This is a genomic window from Pseudomonas sp. LB3P31 (assembly GCF_054897945.1).
The window spans coordinates 2,832,982-2,851,017 of sequence record NZ_CM142710.1 but is presented as its reverse complement, the minus strand read 5'-3'; the positions used below and the strand labels follow the sequence as shown (position 1 = coordinate 2,851,017).

Below are 18,036 nucleotides of genomic sequence, written 5' to 3'. Positions count from 1 at the left end.
CTAAGCTAATTAGAGTTGGTTTCGCCCTCACCGTCTATCCCGGCGGCTGGAAAGGGGCTGCATCAAACGTCACGAGCGCGTTAGGATGGCGCGAAGTCGAGGCTGGAGCCTCGGTGCAGATACGAGGATTGTCATGACTGATTTTGCCAACGCCATTCCGACCGCCGTTGAGATCGTTCGGCGCGAAAAGTGCTACGAGGGCTTCTACAAGCTCGAACGTGTGCACTTGCGCCACGAATTGTTCGCCGGAGGCATGAGTCGCGAAATCAATCGGGAACTGTTCGTTCGCCACGATGCGGTATGCGTATTGCCGTACGACCCCCAGCGTGACGAAGTGGTGTTGATCGAGCAATTTCGCGTCGGTGCCATGGGCAAGACCGACAACCCGTGGCTGATTGAACTGGTCGCTGGTCTGATCGACAAGGATGAAGTGCCGGAAGAAGTTGCTCACCGCGAGGCGCAGGAGGAAGCTGGGCTTGTGTTCGGGGCGCTGTGGCCGATGACCAAGTACTTTCCATCGCCGGGCGGCAGCAATGAATTTGTGCATTTGTACCTGGGGCGTTGCGAGACAACCGGGGCCGGCGGCCTGCATGGGCTGGAGGAAGAAGCAGAAGATATCCGCGTTACGGTCTGGGCGTTTGAAGATGCGCTGCAGGCCGTACGCGACGGACGAATTGCCAACGCGGCCAGCATCATTGCCTTGCAATGGTTAGCTTTAAACCGCGCTGAAGTGAGGGGGTTATGGTCGTAAACAAGTTGCGCGATCGCTATCGAGTCGACCTCGTGGGGCTGCAAGCCTCGTGTGAGGCCAACTATGCGCGGCTGATGCGCCTGTTGCCGGACATGCGTAGCGAGCCGGCAGCGCGGCGCATTGCGGTGACCCACGGCGACCAGATGCTCGGCGTGCTGGCGCTGGAGGTGCTGCAGGTCTGCCCGTACACCACCACCTTGCAGGTGCGCCAGGAACACAGCCTGCCGTGGTTGCCGGTGCCGCAGCTGGAAGTTCAGGTCTATCACGACGCCTGTATGGCCGAAGTGGTCAGCGCCGAACATGCACGACGCTTTCGCGGCATCTATCCTTATCCGAACGCCTCGATGCATCAACCGGATGAAAAAGCCCAGCTGAACATGTTCCTGGGGGAGTGGCTGAGCCATTGCCTGGCGTTGGGACACGAGTACGAAGTCGTTCGCTAGTTGTGAACTGCGTTCGGTTCACGGCTTTCCTCTTGCGCTCGTCCCCCAGCATAATTGCGGCACTTGTCCAACCCCGTGATTTCGCCCTGGGAGAACGCCTTGCCGAGCGTATCCACATTGACCACCGCCGATTCGGCGTTGCTGGTGCAACTGTCCGACAGCCACTTGTTCGCCGAAGCGCACGGCACGTTGCTGGGCATGAATACCCGCGACAGCCTGACAAAGGTCATCGAACTGGTGCGCCTGCAGCAGCCGCACATTGACCTGGTGATTGCCAGTGGCGACCTGTCACAGGACGGGACGCTGGAGTCTTACCAGCTGTTTCGCGACCTGATTCGACAGCTCGATGCGCCGGCGCGCTGGATTCCTGGCAATCACGACGAACCTCAGGTCATGGCCGCGGCCGCCGTGCAAAGCGCTCTGCTGGAGCCTGTGGTGGATGTCGGCAACTGGCGCGTCACCCTGCTTGATTCAGCGGTGCCGGGGTCGGTGCCCGGGTATCTGCAGGACGAACAGCTTCAGTTACTTGCCCGATCGCTAAGCGAAGCGCCGGAGCGGCATCACCTGGTGTGTTTCCATCATCATCCGGTGTCGATCGGTTGTGCGTGGATGGAGCCGATCGGCCTGCGCAATCCAGAGGCGCTGTTTGCCGTGCTGGACCGTTTTCCCCAGGTGCGCGCGGTGCTGTGGGGGCATGTGCACCAGGAGATCGACCGTGAGCGCAATGGAGTACGGCTGATGGCGTCGCCGTCGACCTGCATTCAGTTCGAGCCGGGGAGTGAGGATTTTGCGGTGGGGGATCAGGCGCCGGGGTATCGGTGGTTGCGGTTGTTGGCGGATGGGGGGATCGAGACTGGTGTTGAGCGGGTTACTGGTTTCGAGTTTCAGGTTGATTATGGCTCCGGCGGTTATTAGTCATTCCTGAAGGCCGCGTGATGGCCTTCGCGAGCAAGCCCGCTCCCACATGGGATTTGTGGACGACGCAGATCCCATGTGGGAGCGGGCTTGCTCGCGAAGGGGCCGGCACAGGCGCCATCACTTCGACAGATACCCCGATCCTCCCGACACCCTGTAAACTCCGCCTTCCTTACCCAACGCACAGGGAGCTCCAATGTCCGGCTCGATCCTCTATATCCACGGTTTCAACAGCGCGCCGTCCTCGAAAAAGGCCACTCAGCTGGTGGAAGTGATGGATCGCCTGGGCATGAGCGAAAACCTGCGAGTGCCGGCCCTGCATCACCATCCGCGTGAGGCCATCGGTCAGCTTGAGCAGGCGATTGCCGAGCTGGGACGGCCATTACTGGTCGGCAGCTCACTCGGCGGCTACTATGCGACTCACCTGGCCGAGCGCCATGGCCTCAAGGCCCTGCTGGTCAACCCGGCAGTCAGCCCGCACCGGATGTTCGACGGGCACCTGGGGACTCAGAGAAACCTGTATACCGATGAAGCCTGGGAATTGACCCACGACCATGTGACGGCCCTGGCCGAGCTGGAAGTGCCGGCACCGCAAGACCCCCAGCGCTTTCAGGTGTGGCTGCAGACCGGTGACGAAACCCTGGACTACCGCCTCGCCCAGCAGTATTACCGGGCCTGCGCCTTGCGCATCCAGGCCGGTGGCGACCACAGTTTCCAGGGCTTTGCCGCGCAACTTCCGGCCATGCTGAGTTTTGCCGGTATCGGCGCAGATTTGTATCAAAAAATTGATTTCACAGCACTGTGACCGGCCCCTTTTCTACAGAACACTTTTTTCAAAGGACGACGAGACCCCATGGCCACTCCCGGCGCTAGTTCTTATAACGCAGACGCCATCGAAGTCCTCTCGGGCCTCGACCCGGTGCGCAAACGTCCCGGCATGTACACCGACACCAGTCGGCCGAATCACCTCGCCCAGGAAGTCATCGACAACAGCGTCGACGAAGCCTTGGCCGGGCACGCGACCTCGGTGCAGGTCATCCTGCACGCCGATCACTCCCTGGAAGTCAGTGATGACGGCCGTGGCATGCCGGTGGACATTCACCCGGAGGAGGGCGTTTCCGGGGTCGAGCTGATCCTCACCAAGCTCCATGCTGGCGGCAAGTTTTCCAACAAGAACTACCAGTTCTCCGGCGGTCTGCACGGGGTGGGTATTTCCGTGGTCAACGCCCTGTCCACCGAAGTGCGCGTGCGCGTCAAGCGTGACGGCAACGAATACCAGATGACGTTCGCCGACGGTTACAAGAAAACCGAGCTGGAAGTGGTCGGCACCGTCGGCAAGCGCAACACCGGTACCAGCGTGTTCTTCGCGCCGGACCCGAAGTACTTCGATTCGCCAAAATTCTCCATCAGCCGCCTCAAGCACGTGCTCAAGGCCAAGGCCGTGCTGTGCCCGGGGCTGCTGGTCAGCTTTGAAGACAAGGCCTCCGGCGAGAAAGTCGAGTGGCATTACGAAGACGGCCTGCGCTCCTATCTGGTCGATGCGGTGACCGAGTTCGAACGCCTGCCGGACGAGCCGTTCTGCGGCAGCCTGGCCGGTAACAAGGAAGCGGTCGACTGGGCGCTGCTGTGGTTGCCGGAAGGTGGCGACAGCGTGCAGGAAAGTTACGTCAACCTGATCCCGACGGCTCAGGGCGGCACCCACGTCAACGGTCTGCGCCAAGGCTTGCTCGATGCCATGCGCGAGTTCTGCGAATTCCGCAGCCTGCTGCCGCGCGGTGTGAAGCTGGCGCCGGAAGACGTCTGGGAACGCATTGCTTTCGTTCTGTCGATGAAAATGCAGGAGCCGCAATTCTCCGGCCAGACCAAAGAACGCCTGTCGTCCCGTGAGGCAGCGGCGTTTGTTTCCGGTGTGGTCAAGGATGCGTTCAGCCTGTGGCTCAACGCCCATCCGGAAACCGGCATGCTCCTGGCGGAGCTGGCGATCAACAACGCCGGCCGTCGCCTGAAGGCCAGCAAGAAGGTCGAGCGCAAACGCATCACGGCGGGGCCGGCACTGCCGGGCAAGCTCGCCGATTGCGCCGGGCAGGACCCGATGCGTTCCGAGCTGTTCCTGGTCGAAGGTGACTCCGCCGGTGGTTCCGCCAAACAAGCGCGGGACAAAGAGTTTCAAGCGATCCTGCCGTTGCGCGGCAAGATCCTCAACACCTGGGAAGTCGACGGCAGCGAAGTGCTGGCGAGCCAGGAAGTGCACAACATTGCGGTGGCTATCGGTGTCGATCCGGGCTCGGCGGACATCGCTCAGCTGCGCTACGGCAAGATCTGCATCCTCGCCGACGCCGACTCCGACGGCCTGCACATCGCCACCCTGCTGTGCGCATTGTTCGTCCAGCATTTCCGCCCCTTGGTGGATGCCGGTCACGTCTACGTGGCGATGCCGCCGCTGTACCGCATCGACCTTGGCAAGGAGATCTTCTACGCCCTGGACGAAGCCGAGCGCGATGGCATTCTCGATCGCCTGGTGGCCGAGAAAAAACGCGGCAAGCCGCAGGTCACCCGATTCAAGGGCCTGGGTGAAATGAACCCGCCGCAGCTGCGCGAAACCACCATGGACCCGAACACCCGGCGCCTGGTGCAGCTGACGCTGGAAGATTACGACGCGACCGCAGAAATGATGGACATGTTGCTGGCGAAGAAGCGCGCCGGCGATCGCAAGTCCTGGCTGGAGTCCAAAGGCAACCTGGCTGAGGTTCTTGGCTGATGCGGCTTGGCTTCGCCCTGGCGTGTGCGTTACTCCTGAGCTCGGCGGCATTGGCCGAACCGGCTCCGGAGTTGCGCCTGTTGTCCGAGCATGCCGTTGACGGCATGCACGGCGGCAATCTGTCGGGGCTGGCCCAGTGCGGCGAAGAGTTGTGGACGGTTTCCGATCGCGACGACGACCAGATCTACCGCCTCGATACCCGCCGGGAGCCCTGGCAAGCTGAGGCGGTGCCTATCGATGTGCCTGTCGTGCCGGCCAGCGGTCTGCCTTTGAGTCTGAGTTCGCGCAGTTGGGCGGCGTCGTTTGTGCGCGGCGGCGACCTGGATTTTGAAGGCATCACGTGCGACAGCGCCGGCAATCGTTATGTCGTCAGCGAATCTCATGCGGCAGTGTTGCAGGTGCCGGCCAGCGGACCTGTGACCTGGCTCAACATCTCGCCCAGACTGGTGCGCGAGGCTCGGGCGGGCGGAATGCTGATGCGTTTCAATGCATTGTTCGAGGGGCTGGCAATCAATCCGCAAGGTGACCAGCTCTGGCTGGCCGCCGAGCGTGATCGCCGCGGTCTGCTGTTGATCAAGCGTGGGCAAACCCAATGGGACTGTGATGGCAGCTGCGTGTTGCTCAGCGAAGGCGGCAAGCGACCGCAGCCGCCGCAGTTTCACCGGTCCAGGCCGGTGTCCCGGGACTTTGCCGACCTGTCGCTGTTCGACGGCAAACTGTTCACTCTGGAACGCAATGCCTACGAAATCTGCCGCCGCGATGCGGTGACGGCCAAGGTTGAGCGCTGCTGGTCGTATGCTGCCGAATTGCTCCAGGATAACCGTCGTTATCCACAGGGCTACGGGCTGGAAGAAGCACTGATCGTCGACGCCCAGGGCGCGTGGATCGGTGTCGACAACAACACCGGTGCCCGGGTGGATGGCGAAGTTCGTCCGATCATCTGGCGCTTCGCCGCGCCTGAAGGCGGCTGGGGTGCCCAGCCATGAGTCAACAGACGCCGGGAAAACGAGCCGGTCGAGTGCTGATGGTGCTGGCCTGGTGCGCCGCGTTGTTTCTGGCAACACGGTTCTTCGGCGAATGGGAAGCGCGCCAGCAAAATCCCAATGTGGTGGTCAATTCCGAGCAGGGTGAGGGTTTTATCGAGGTCAAACTGGCCAGCAATCGCCAGGGCCACTTCGTCGCCAGCGGCCAGATCAACGGCCAGCCGGTGGATTTCATGCTCGACACCGGGGCGACTGATGTGTCGGTCCCGGCAGCTATGGCCAAGCAGCTGAAACTGGAAGAAGGCTTTGGGGTGACCCTGAGCACCGCCAACGGTTTGAGCCAGGGTTATCGAACCCGTATCGACCGGCTGCAGGTAGGCGACATCGTGCTGCGTGACGTTCGCGCGCTGGTCGCACCCGGGCTGGAAGGCAATCAGGTGCTGCTCGGTATGAGCGCACTGAACAAACTTGAATTTACTCAGCGCGGTGGCACCATGCTGCTGCGCCAGACAACGAACCGATGAGGCCCGCATGAGCGACATCCTTGCAGACAGCTTAGACGGCGTAGAACGCCGATCGCTGGCTGACTTCACCGAAAGTGCCTACCTCAACTACTCCATGTACGTGATCATGGATCGCGCGTTGCCGCATATCGGCGACGGCCTGAAGCCGGTGCAGCGGCGCATCATCTACGCGATGAGCGAGCTGGGGCTGGATGCCGATTCCAAGCACAAGAAATCGGCGCGTACCGTCGGTGACGTGCTCGGTAAATTCCACCCCCACGGCGATTCGGCCTGCTACGAAGCCATGGTCCTGATGGCCCAGCCGTTCAGCTATCGCTACACGCTGGTCGACGGTCAGGGCAACTGGGGTGCGCCGGATGATCCCAAGTCCTTCGCTGCCATGCGTTACACCGAAGCGCGCTTGTCGCGTTATTCCGAAGTGCTGCTCAGCGAACTGGGCCAGGGCACGGCGGACTGGGGCCCGAACTTCGACGGCACCCTCGACGAACCGCTGGTGTTGCCGGCACGTTTGCCGAATATCCTTCTCAATGGCACCACCGGCATCGCCGTGGGCATGGCCACCGACGTGCCGCCGCACAACCTGCGCGAAGTCGCCACCGCTTGCGTACGACTGCTGGATGAGCCGAAAGCCACGGTCGAGCAGCTCTGTGAACACATCCAGGGCCCGGACTACCCGACCGAAGCGGAAATCATCACGCCGCGCGCCGACCTGCTGAAAATGTACGAAACCGGCAAGGGCTCGGTGCGCATGCGCGCCGTTTACCACATCGAAGACGGCGACATCATTGTCACCGCGCTGCCGCATCAGGTCTCGGGCGCCAAGGTGCTGGAGCAGATCGCGGCCATGATGCAAGCCAAGCCATCCAAGGCGCCGCAGATCGCTGACCTGCGCGATGAGTCCGACCACGAAAACCCTTGTCGCATCGTGATCATTCCCGGCGCTCGGAAGAATTTCGACCACGATGCGCTGATGCAGCACCTGTTTGCCAGCACCGAGCTGGAGTCGAGCTACCGGGTCAACATCAACATTATCGGCCTCGACGGCAAGCCGCAGCTGAAGAACCTGCGCGCGCTGCTGGTGGAATGGCTGGAATTCCGCGTGCAGACCGTGCGTCGCCGCCTGCAATTCCGTCTCGACAAGGTCGAGCGTCGCCTGCACCTGTTGGACGGCTTGTTGATTGCCTACCTCAACCTGGATGAAGTGATTCACATCATCCGCACCGAGGAACATCCGAAAGCCGCACTGATCGCGCGTTTTGCCCTCAGCGAGATCCAGGCCGACTACATCCTCGACACCCGCTTGCGTCAACTGGCGCGGCTGGAAGAGATGAAGCTGCGCAGTGAGCAGGATGAACTGCTCAAGGAACAAGCCAAGCTGCAAGCCCTGCTGGGCAGCGAAGCCAAGTTGAAGAAACTGGTGCGCACTGAGCTGATCAAGGACGCCGAAACCTATGGCGACGACCGTCGCTCGCCAATCGTCGAGCGTACCGAAGCCAAGGCCCTGACCGAGCACGACCTGCTGCCGAACGAAAAAGTGACGGTAGTGCTGTCGGAAAAGGGCTGGGTACGTTCGGCCAAGGGCCACGAAATCGACGCTACCGGGCTGTCGTACAAGGCCGGCGATGGCTTCAAGGCCCTGGCGGCCGGGCGATCCAACCAGTTTGCGGTGTTTATCGACTCCACCGGCCGCAGCTACTCGGTCGCTGCGCATACGCTGCCGTCGGCCCGTGGCCAGGGCGAACCCCTGACCGGTCGCCTGACCCCGCCGCCAGGCGCTACCTTCGAATGCGTGCTGATGCCTGAGGACGATGCGCTGTACGTGATCGCGTCGGACGCCGGTTATGGATTCGTGGTCAAGGGTGAAGACCTGCAGGCCAAGAACAAGGCGGGCAAAGCACTGTTGAGCCTGCCGAACAACGCCAAGGTGATCCTGCCGCGCCCGGTGGCTGATCGTGAGCACAACTGGCTGGCGTCGGTGACCACCGAAGGTCGCCTGCTGATCTTCAAGATCAGTGATCTGCCACAATTAGGTAAGGGCAAAGGCAACAAGATCATCGGTATTCCCGGTGAGCGAGTGGCCAGCCGCGAAGAATATGTCACGGACATCGCGGTGCTGCCGGATGGCGCCACACTGGTGCTTCAGGCCGGAAAACGCACCTTGTCACTGAAGGCCGATGACCTCGAACACTACAAAGGTGAGCGTGGACGTCGTGGTAACAAACTGCCACGAGGCTTTCAGAGGGTAGATGCGCTGTTCGTCGAAAACCTCAATTAGGCGTGCTAGAGCGCTCGATCTACGATTTAACGCGTAGATCGACGCTTTGGCGCTGGAGTCGCGGCGCATATTCACGGATGATACGGCCTTTAAAGCGCCGGCGTGGCCGAGCGATCTTCATATTTATTGAGTATTTTCACTGTGGTTAGCCGTGTGGCAGCCACCTGGACGGGACGATGACTGCTCTGCGCCTTCCTTTTATCTTAATGCTCGCTGGCGTTCTTGGCCTGGCGGGTTGCAGCGTTCACCAGCCGGTGTCGCTGTATCAGCTGGACAGCGGCAATCCGGTTCAGCCTGCACAAAGTGCCGGCATGGCCGTATTGCTGGGTCCGGTGACGATTGCCGACTACCTGCAACGTGAAACCCTGCTGCAGCGCCAGCCGGATGGCAGCCTCCAGGCTTCCACCGATGGCCGCTGGGCGGGCAGCCTGTCTTCGGACATCGATCAGTTGCTGCTGCGCCAGGTGTCCGGTCATCTGGACAGCCAGCGCGTGGTGCTGGCGCCAGCGACTCTGGGTTTTACCCCGGACGTGCAGGTGTTGTTGACCATCACGCGCCTGGATTCGGGTGAGTCGCAGCCGGCGATCCTGGATGCGCAATGGCGCTTGATCGACCGTCGTGGTCAGGTGCGTGACAACCGCATCATTCATCTGCAGGAACAGCATGCTGGCGGTACTGCGGCCCAGGTTCAGGCCCAGGGCGTATTGCTGCAGAAGTTGGCTGAGCAGTTGTCGGTGGCACTTAAGCCGCTGGCCAACCAGCCGCCGATTGCTGAAGCTCCGAAGAAGCCGGCGGCCAAGCCGGTCGCTCCGGCGGCGGAAAAGGACAAGCAGCCGAAGATCCCGATGGCTTCGCCGATTCGTACTGATATGGAAGTGTTCAGGTTCTAGAGCCTGGATGAGTCCAGAACAGAGCCCGCCTTGTGCGGGCTTTGTTGTTTATGGCCTGTGGGATTTGCTGTGTTGCTGGTGGCCTCATCGCGAGCAGGCTCACTCCTACAGGGGGAGGCGACACTGATCCAATGTAGGAGTGAGCCTGCTCGCGATGAGGCCAGTACAGGCAACAAAAAAGCCCGCAGACAATCACTTGTCTGCGGGCTTCTTCACGTCAGGGCTCAGGCCCGGCGCTCATGCATCCGTGCCAACTGCCGTTCCAGCATCGACGGATAAGGCTCCATCAACCGCTCCACACAGCAGGCCCCTTCAGGGCTGGCGATCGGGCGGATCCGCGCACGTTGGCGGATCAGCACATCGTCGCCGATCTTGCGCTCCACCAGCAGCAGGTTGCGGCTGTGTTGCGACAAGGCCAGGGCGTCCTGGGCCGATTCGGTCAACAGCAGGTCGATCTGGCTCAGGCCGAACAGCTCGTCACCCAGGGTCAAGCCCAGTTGCAACTGCAGGGTAATGCCCGAGTCGGCCACTTCGATCTGCAACTGATGACCCAGCGCACGTAGCAGCTCGCCGCAGCAGATGGCATTGGTCAGGTAGTCTTCGCCGCTGTCTTCGGTGTGGAACAGCATCAGCGTGCTCCCGTCGTTCAGGGTGTGCAACTCGCTCTGGTAGAGGGAGGCGGCCTGATCGAGGCAATCGCGATAACGCTTGAGCAACTCTTCCAGGCGAGTGCGGGGCAGGCGACGCAACTGGTCCTGGGCGCCCAGCTGCACGGCCAGCACGGCGCTGTGCTGAGGCACGCTGGAGGCTGCAGGCTTCACCAGTGGTTTCGGCGCAGCAGCTTGAGTCTCGTCACGCAGATCGGCGAACGGGTCTTCGTCGTCATCGTCATCTTCGACAGCGCTGACAATTTGCCGTGGCGCCGGCTTCAAGCCCGCGACCGGCTTGCTCTCATCGAAGCTCGGATCACGCAGGTTGCGGACTTCGAAGGTCGGCTCGTTGGCGTCTTCGTCTTCGGTCTCGTCGTACTCCGGCTCTGGTTCAGGCTCGGGTTCCACAGGTTCGGGTGCATAGTTGGCGTGCAGCTGCCGCGCCAGGTCGCCGATCTCGTCCTGACGCTCGGTGCCTGGTGTGTATTCGTCGATGTTGCGCAGCCACACACGAAGTTGCAGCAGCGGCGTGGAGATGTGCCGGCCCAGGCGCAGGCTCAAGGCCAGGGACAAGGCCAGCAGAATTGCGCTGAGAATGCCCATGCTCTGCAGGCTGATGGTCATCGGCTGCTGGAATTGATCCATGTCCAGGCTGATGCGCAGTTGCCCGGCCGTCACGTCCTGGAAAGTGATCTTGCTCTGGTACATGCCCTCGGCTTCGCCCAGCAGGCTGTGCTTGGGCCGCTGACCGGCTTCGGCAAGGATGCGGTTATCCACGCTATAGATGGCGGCGTGGGCCACCAGCTTGTTCTTGGTCAGGTTGTTGAGCAGCACATTGAGGCTGAGGATGTCATTGGACACCAGCAGCTCAGTGGCGGAGGTGGCGGTCTGCGTGGTCAGGCTTTCGCCCAGCGCATCTGCCTGCTCGTGCATGGCCTGCTTGAACTGCAATCCCATCACGCAGGCGTAGATGACCAGGGCCAGAGCGACCAGGATCACGTTATGGCTGGCAATGCGTAATGCGATCGGTACACGGCGATGACGCAGTGCCCGGAAGATCAGCAGAAAGAAGTTATCGGTTTTTACTGGCGTGGGCCGGTTCACTTGCGCTCGGCTCTTTTGTCCGTGAAGTTGACGCGCAGTATAGCGACAGGCCCTAGACCGGCAAAGCGCTGACGGTGCCCGATGGTCACTGAATGTGGGTAGAATGCGGTTTTTTTCCACTTGCGGGGGTGCGCCTTGCGCGAAATCGTCCTGATAAACATCACGGGAGTCGACCGTCCGGGTCTGACTGCGGCCATTACCGGTGTTCTGGCCCAGGGTGGTGTGAACATTCTCGACATCGGCCAGGCCGTCATCCACGACACCCTGTCGTTCGGCATCCTGGTTGAGATTCCCGACACCGAGCAAGGCAAATCGGTACTCAAGGACATCCTGTTCACTGCGTACAAGCTCGATCAGCAGGTGCGTTTCACGCCGGTGTCCGAAGAGGATTACCAGCAGTGGGTCGGCAATCAGGGCAAAAAACGCCATATCGTCACCCTGTTGACCCGCAAAGTGACAGCCGAGCAATTGCAGGCTGTGAGCTCGATCACCGCCAAATATGGACTGAACATCGACCATATCGACCGTTTGTCCGGACGTATGCCGCTGGACACCCCGGCCGACAAGGGCAAGGGCTGCATCGAGTTCTCCGTGCGTGGCGAAGCGGCCGACCCGCAGGCGCTGCGGGCCGAGTTTCTCAGCGTGGCGCAGGATCTGAACGTCGATATCGCCTTCCAGGAAGATTCGCTGTTCCGCCGCAACCGCCGTCTGGCGGTGTTCGACATGGACTCGACGCTGATTGAAGCCGAGGTCATCGACGAGTTGGCCAAGGCGGCCGGTGTCGGCGAGCAGGTCTCGGCGATCACTGAACGGGCGATGGCCGGTGAACTGGATTTCCGCGCCAGCTTCAAGGAACGCCTGGCGTTGCTGCAGGGGCTGGATGTCAGCGTGCTGGATTCGATTGGCGCCTCGCTGCGCCTCACCGAAGGCGCCGAAACCCTGTTCGCCGAACTCAAGCGCCTGGGCTACAAGACCGCGATCCTGTCAGGTGGCTTTACCTACTTCGCCAAGCAATTGCAGGCCAAGCTGGGCATCGACTACGTGTTCGCCAATGAACTGGAAGTAGTGGATGGCAAGGTCACTGGCGTGGCGGTCGAGCCGATTGTCGATGCGCAGCGCAAGGCCGATTTGTTGAAGGAACTGGCGCATAAGGAAGGCCTGCGTCTGGAACAGACCATCGCGGTGGGCGACGGTGCCAACGATCTGCCGATGCTGGCGATTGCGGGGCTGGGCGTGGCGTTCCGTGCCAAACCGCTGGTCAAGCAGTCGGCGAAGCAGGCGATTTCGACCCTGGGGCTGGATGGGGTGCTGTATCTGTTGGGCTTCCGCGATCGTGATGGGCAGCTCTGATTAAAGAGCCAAGATCAAAAGATCGCAGCCTTCGGCAGCTCCTACGGGTGTACGCATGACCCTGTAGGAGCTGCCGAAGGCTGCGATCTTTTGATGGTTACAGCGACTTCCACAACGAATCAAAATCCTCCTCAACGCCGCCCCCTGCGGCGTTGTTGTCCCCGGCCGTCTCCAAAGACCGGTAAGCAAACTGATTAAAACTGTTGGTACTCGACACTCGTCGATCCAGCCCCGCCCGGTGCTCCTCGCCATGGGTGTTGATCATCACCTTCTGTCCTTCCTGAAACGGCAGTCGCGGGGCGAGTAGTGTGGCGGGCACATCCGCTGCGCTGATGGCCGGCAACAACAGGCCGCGCAAATAGTGGCTGTGATCGTCACGGGTGCGCACCAGTTGCAGGCCGCATGGCTCGGCATGGGGCGCAACCTGTTCGATGCCCATCTGCGTACCGCCGCCACGGACCTGACGTATCCAGCGCACCACCGCAATACTCCAGCCCTGACCCGCGACATCCTCAATGCCGACCATCTCGCCGGCTTGAAGCTCGGCAGGCACCTCCGCGGGCCAGGCCAGGCAATAACCCCCTGGGCTGTGGTTGATCACCGGCAGCACATAGGTCGGGAAATGCCGATTGCCGTCGGACGCCTCATTGCTGTCATCGCTCTGCAGCTGTGGGTATTCGATTTCTTCGTAGGGCAGCAGGGCATCGGCGTTGCCATCGGGCGCCGCGTCGAAGGCGTGACTCCACTGATCCTGTCCTTTGCTTGCGGGTGGCAGCGCAGCAAACTTGGCCTGGCGACCGCCATGGTTTTTCAGCAGCTCACTGAATGAGCGTTGCCCGCCGAGGTAGAAGTGCAGGGCGCTCATGCCCACGCACAGAGTCAAGTGGCCCTGGCTGGCGGTGCGCTGAAAACTGCGCTCGGCCGTCTGGCCCCAGGCAGCACTGAGATGCTGCAAGGTGTCGAGGCTCAAGCCCGCAGGCACTAGCAGCGGTTTCGCCGGGTCGGCCTTGTGCAGGTGGGCGTCGATGGCCGCCACCAGTGGTCGAGGGTCGATCGCGAGCAATTCACCCTGCTGTTCCGGCCTGAACTTGGAACGATAACGTGGCCCGGTATCGAGGGAAGGTGCGACGGCGAGCAGGCCCTCGGTCGAGCCGCCCGGTTGCAGCGCGATCAGCCCACTCCAGGTTTCCAGGACTTCGGCCAGGCGCGCGATCTGGTTCTGCCGCAGCTGATTACCGCGTGCAGCGCCCATTAGCAGCGCCGTCACATAGGTTTGTTCGATGCTCAGATTTTGTGTCTGGCTGGCCAGTTCATCGCGCACGCCCAGGCGCTGAAGCTTGTGCGCGCAGGCGATTCGATACAGCTGATGCAGCTCCAGCCACAGCCCTTCCGGCGCCGGACAATAGAGCTGGGTAGCGCGCATCAATGGCCCGTTGAGGCAGTGCATCGCCCGCTGCAATGCTTGAGTCAATAGCGGGGCGCGGTCCTTGCTGAAGCGCGGCGAAATGCGCAGGACGATCTGCTTGTAGCCAATCGCCAGGTGGCTTTGCAGTGCCTGACAAAGGTTGGCGATCTTGCGCGAGCGCTCGTCCAGGACGATTGCCTGATGGAGGAAATGCCGCTCCAGGTGCCTGCAGACGTAGTACACCTCGGGTCGCAACAGTTCGAGCAGTTGCAGGCGATTGTCACTGGGGGTGAGCAATTGGTTGAGTTCGCCCAGGCCTTGATAAAGCAGGCGGGCAGTCTCGCCAATGTTGGCCTTGGGCAGGTTGGCGATCCAGCGCTTGAGGTCGCGCGGGGTCGGCTCGCAGAACGACAGCTTGAGCTGTTCGGGGAGCGGCGCACGTAACAGCAGGAGGGGATTGGTCTCATTCATGCCAAAAACCATAGCAGGAATCAGACCCGGTAGGAGCTGCCGCAGGCTGCGATCTTTTGACACCGGATACCAAAAACAACGCCGCCCCCCGTAGGAGCTGCCGCAGGCTGCGATCTTTTGATCTTCTTTTTAAGACCAAGAGATCGCAGCCTTCGGCAGCTCCTACGGGGGGCGGCGTCAGGTGCGGGTACCGGCGACGTGCTGGCTATCAGGCCTTAGGCAAACCCAACGCCTGACCCATCTGCACCGGCGACAAGGCGCCCAGACCTTCAACCCAGTTCACCTGATCCGGCCCGAACAGCACCACCGCAGTCGAGCCCAGCTTGAAGCGGCCCAATTCCGCACCTTTTTCCAGGTGAATTGGCGCACGCGCCGCTTCGTCGTAGCGGAAGGTCTTAAGTTCGCGCTTCGGCGGAGTCACCAAGCCAGCCCAGACGGTCTCGATCGAGGCAACAATCATCGCCCCCACCAGCACCACGGCCATCGGCCCGCGCTCGGTGTCAAAAATGCACGCCACGCGCTCGTTGCGGGCGAACAGCTCCGGCACGTTTTCGGCAGTGGTCTGGTTCACCGAGAAGATCCGGCCCGGAATGTAGACCATCTCGCGCAGGGTGCCGGCCAGCGGCATGTGCACGCGGTGATAGTCTTTTGGCGACAGGTAGATGGTCGCGAAGTCACCGCCCATGAACGGCGCAGCATTGGCCGCATCCCCGCCCAGCAATTCCAGCACGCTGAAGCTGTGGCCCTTGGCCTGGAACACGCGACCGTGCTCGATCGGGCCGAGCTGGCTGACAGCGCCATCGGCCGGGCTGAGAATTGCCCCCGGCGTTTCATCCAGAGGGCGTGCGCCGTCTTTCAAGGCACGGGTGAAGAACGCATTGAAATGCTCATAGGCAGTCAGGTCTTCGACGAGCGCCTGGGACATGTCCACTTGGTAACGCTTGGCGAACCAGGCGGTGAATGCGTTCTTGAACCAGCGCACGCGGCATTCGGCAACGCAGCCGGCGAGTCGCGAGAGCAAGTGATGGGGCAGCAGGTATTGGCTGAGGATAAACAGACGCTTGTTCATTAACTGTCCTTAAAAACCTTAGATCTCTACGGGGGTGTCGGGATGGTTGCCCCATTCGCCCCAGGAGCCGGCGTAACCCTTGACACGCGGATAACCGAGCGCCTTGGCCACCAGATAAGTGAAGCCAGAGCGATGGTGAGTCTGGCAGTGAGTAATAACTTCTTTGTCCGGGGTAATCCCCAATTGATCCAGGATCTGCGGCATGTCGCTGCGGATGCGCAGGTTGCGCGCCTGATCCATGCCGGCAGTCCATTCAAAGTTGATCGCGCCCGGGATGTGTCCGGCCTTGGCCGCCAGGACTTTTTCGCCGGAATATTCCAGCGGACCGCGCGCGTCCCAGATCGCCAGGTCTGCGGCGCCAATACGGCTTTGCAGGTACTCGCGGGTCGCCGTGGGTTCGTCGTGCAGGGTCAGGCTCACCGGACCGCCAGCGGCCGTCGGGACTTCGGTCGAGACCGGTAGGCCGTCTGCCAGCCAGGACAGCAGGCCGCCATCGAGGTAGTGGTAGTTCTTGTGGCCGATGACGTCGAGCAACCAGATGAAGCGACCGGCCCAGCCGCCGCCTTCGTCGTCGTACACCACATAGATCGCATCCTTGTTGTGGCCCAGTTCGCCGAACAACGCTTCAAGCGCAGCGTGCGGCGGCATCAGGCCCGGCGCCGGAAGCTGGCCGAGTTGCGTGCGCTTGGGATCGACAAAGCGCGCACCGGGGATATGCCCTTGGGCGTAGCGGGCACTGCTGGTGAGGTCCACCAGGATCAGATTGCGCGCGTCGAGCCGGGCGAGCAGGTCGCCAGGCTCGATCACCAGCGCCAAGCCAGAGAAGTCAGACATGTGAGGTCTCCAGAGCACAAAAAGGAGGATTGTAACGCAGCCTCATTGGCCGCGGTGGCTAAAGCTGTGCAGCGCCTTCTCGATGCATTGCGCGGTTTTGCCGAACGCTTGCACGGTGATGTCCGAGAACGGCCCGCCGCCCTGATCCGCGACCACCAGCATGATCACCCGGCCATTGTTGACCAGTGACCGCAGCAGCAAATGTTCACCGGCAAACAGCGAGCGCAGGCTGGCGGGCAGCAGCGCGGAGAACTGTGCATTGTTCTCCGGGGTCAGTCGCACCTGTGCCTGCTGGCCAAGCAGGCGTTGCAGCACGCTGCTTTGGCTGACCTGGAGATTGAGAGTGGCCGCCTCTTTGGGCAGTCCTGCGCTTTGATGCACGCGCAAATTGGCCTGGGTGCGGTCGGCCATCAGGATCATCACCCGCCGCATGCCGCAGGCGAGCAGTGCATCCCGGGCGGACGTGGTCAGGTGCATCGCATTGGCGAAGCGGCTCGGTTCCACTAGCAGCTCGGCACAGGCCGTGCGCCATTTGGCCAGGTCGGCGGCAGTCGGCGGCGGGGCTGGCTGCGAGCCTGCGGGCAGGCGCCCGGTGTGCCACGGCCAGATCAGCGAAACCGCCGGGTGCCAGAGGTCCGGCATCGAGTGATAGCGAGCGCTGTTGGCGGCCTGCTGGTGCAGTTGCTGCTGCACCTCGTCCATCGAAACCTGCAGATAAAGGCTGGTCAGGTACTGCCAGCGCCTGCTGTGAGGACTGTCCCAGGCCTGTTGCGCCGACAGCGCCAGGCCGTTGGCCAGCAAGACGGTGTTGGCCGGCTGATTGAGCCAGCGACGCAGCGTCGGGTCGTCATCGAGACGATTTTGCTGGCGCTGCGGGTGATCGCTGTCGCGGGCAATGCGCAGCACCTTGACCAGTTCCCGCTGCTCTTTTAGTAACAGGCGGTAACCCTGCTGCACCCAGATCGGCAGGCGCCACAGGTCGACCAGGGCCTGGCAGATGTCCAGCAGGCGCACGCCGAACAACTGCTGTTCGACCTTGCGCGCGGATTCGCCTTTATGGATGACGCGCCGTTCCCACTCTTCAAGGAGTTGCGGATGGCTCAGCGCCAGCGGCCACAAGGGAGACAGGAACAGCAGGCTGCCCCAATGAATGTCCTGCCACAGGCGCGCCAGGCGACTGGCGAAAAATCCGTTGGCCTGCTGGGTGGCGTGCTGGCTGATCAGCTGCAATTGGCGCAGGGCGACCGGGATTTCCAGCTGCGGCAACGCGGGCAGGCGGGCGAGCAATTCCTCGGTGCGTTTCAGGCCAAGGCGATTGATCGCCACTTCGAGGTTTTCTGCCGGTTCGCTCATGCCGCTCTGGGCTTGCCGATTGGCTTCGCGAATGACGCTCAAGGCCAGGGCCGGGCTGCCCTGCATCAGCTCGGCGATATCGCGCAGTGAGCTGCGGTTGTTGCGAATCGCCTGGCAGACCCGGTCGTGACTGGCCTGCGGAACCGGCAGCCGTACGCTGTCGAGAAGCTTGATCCAGCCTTCGAGCGTCGTCGGTTTTGGGGTTGGAACGTGCGTTTCATTAGCCATGGTTGGACGTGATCATCGTCTGCATTACCTGCG

General features: G+C 61.8%; 15 protein-coding genes. 10 read left to right on the top strand and 5 right to left on the bottom strand.

Annotated features, from left to right (window positions below; all coding sequences use genetic code 11):
- Positions 1 to 133: 133 nt before the first annotated feature.
- The 9 genes from ACYZTK_RS12970 to ACYZTK_RS12930 all read left to right on the top strand — a co-directional run bounded on the left by ACYZTK_RS12970 (position 134) and on the right by ACYZTK_RS12930 (position 9,539).
- A complete protein-coding gene (locus tag ACYZTK_RS12970) occupies positions 134 to 751 on the top strand; it encodes an NUDIX domain-containing protein (RefSeq protein ID WP_462014794.1) in 618 nt (205 codons plus the stop codon).
- Positions 742 to 1,194, top strand: coding sequence for a DUF1249 domain-containing protein (locus ACYZTK_RS12965; RefSeq protein ID WP_008063540.1), 453 nt, complete (start codon positions 742 to 744; stop codon positions 1,192 to 1,194). Before ACYZTK_RS12970 ends, ACYZTK_RS12965 begins: the two co-directional genes overlap by 10 nt.
- 99 nt (positions 1,195 to 1,293) lie before the next feature.
- Positions 1,294 to 2,109, top strand: coding sequence for a 3',5'-cyclic-AMP phosphodiesterase (gene cpdA, locus ACYZTK_RS12960; protein WP_462014793.1), 816 nt, complete (start codon positions 1,294 to 1,296; stop codon positions 2,107 to 2,109).
- A 196-nt stretch (positions 2,110 to 2,305) separates the two neighbouring features.
- Positions 2,306 to 2,914 (top strand): YqiA/YcfP family alpha/beta fold hydrolase, encoded by a 609-nt coding sequence (locus tag ACYZTK_RS12955; protein ID WP_462014792.1) that lies wholly within the window; start codon positions 2,306 to 2,308, stop codon positions 2,912 to 2,914.
- A gap of 48 nt (positions 2,915 to 2,962) precedes the next feature.
- Positions 2,963 to 4,867: a DNA topoisomerase IV subunit B gene (gene parE / locus ACYZTK_RS12950; protein WP_462014791.1), complete on the top strand. Its 1,905-nt coding sequence runs from the start codon at positions 2,963 to 2,965 to the stop codon at positions 4,865 to 4,867.
- The gene (locus ACYZTK_RS12945; RefSeq protein WP_462014790.1) at positions 4,867 to 5,853 is read left to right on the top strand and encodes an esterase-like activity of phytase family protein; all 987 of its coding nucleotides are present in this window, start codon (positions 4,867 to 4,869) and stop codon (positions 5,851 to 5,853) included. Before parE ends, ACYZTK_RS12945 begins: the two co-directional genes overlap by 1 nt.
- The gene (locus ACYZTK_RS12940; RefSeq protein WP_462014789.1) at positions 5,850 to 6,374 is read left to right on the top strand and encodes a retropepsin-like aspartic protease family protein; all 525 of its coding nucleotides are present in this window, start codon (positions 5,850 to 5,852) and stop codon (positions 6,372 to 6,374) included. Before ACYZTK_RS12945 ends, ACYZTK_RS12940 begins: the two co-directional genes overlap by 4 nt.
- Before the next feature lie 7 nt (positions 6,375 to 6,381).
- Positions 6,382 to 8,649, top strand: coding sequence for a DNA topoisomerase IV subunit A (gene parC / locus ACYZTK_RS12935; RefSeq protein ID WP_462014788.1), 2,268 nt, complete (start codon positions 6,382 to 6,384; stop codon positions 8,647 to 8,649).
- Positions 8,650 to 8,825: 176 nt separating this feature from the next.
- On the top strand, positions 8,826 to 9,539 hold the full coding sequence (locus ACYZTK_RS12930; RefSeq protein ID WP_266010991.1) for a PqiC family protein: 714 nt from the start codon (positions 8,826 to 8,828) through the stop codon (positions 9,537 to 9,539).
- Between the two features lie 224 nt (positions 9,540 to 9,763).
- On the opposite strand, the gene ACYZTK_RS12925 is transcribed toward ACYZTK_RS12930, so the two are convergent.
- Positions 9,764 to 11,293, bottom strand: coding sequence for an AhpA/YtjB family protein (locus ACYZTK_RS12925; protein ID WP_462014787.1), 1,530 nt, complete (start codon positions 11,291 to 11,293; stop codon positions 9,764 to 9,766).
- Positions 11,294 to 11,428: 135 nt separating this feature from the next.
- Here ACYZTK_RS12925 and serB point away from each other — a divergent pair, with 135 nt between their 5' ends.
- Positions 11,429 to 12,643 carry a phosphoserine phosphatase SerB gene (serB, locus tag ACYZTK_RS12920; RefSeq protein ID WP_162437128.1) on the top strand — a complete coding sequence of 405 codons (1,215 nt, stop codon included), beginning with the start codon at positions 11,429 to 11,431 and terminating at the stop codon, positions 12,641 to 12,643.
- A gap of 97 nt (positions 12,644 to 12,740) precedes the next feature.
- Here the strand turns inward: serB and ACYZTK_RS12915 are convergent, their stop codons facing one another.
- From ACYZTK_RS12915 to ACYZTK_RS12900, 4 genes are all read right to left on the bottom strand, one after another.
- Positions 12,741 to 14,519 carry a molecular chaperone gene (locus ACYZTK_RS12915; RefSeq protein ID WP_462014786.1) on the bottom strand — a complete coding sequence of 593 codons (1,779 nt, stop codon included), beginning with the start codon at positions 14,517 to 14,519 and terminating at the stop codon, positions 12,741 to 12,743.
- A gap of 208 nt (positions 14,520 to 14,727) precedes the next feature.
- Positions 14,728 to 15,588, bottom strand: a complete 861-nt coding sequence (gene asd, locus ACYZTK_RS12910; protein ID WP_462014785.1) for an archaetidylserine decarboxylase — start codon at positions 15,586 to 15,588, stop codon at positions 14,728 to 14,730.
- A gap of 18 nt (positions 15,589 to 15,606) precedes the next feature.
- On the bottom strand, positions 15,607 to 16,422 hold the full coding sequence (locus ACYZTK_RS12905) for a rhodanese-like domain-containing protein (RefSeq protein ID WP_462014784.1): 816 nt from the start codon (positions 16,420 to 16,422) through the stop codon (positions 15,607 to 15,609).
- A 42-nt stretch (positions 16,423 to 16,464) separates the two neighbouring features.
- Positions 16,465 to 18,003, bottom strand: coding sequence for an HDOD domain-containing protein (locus ACYZTK_RS12900; RefSeq protein ID WP_462014783.1), 1,539 nt, complete (start codon positions 18,001 to 18,003; stop codon positions 16,465 to 16,467).
- Positions 18,004 to 18,036: the final 33 nt, after the last annotated feature.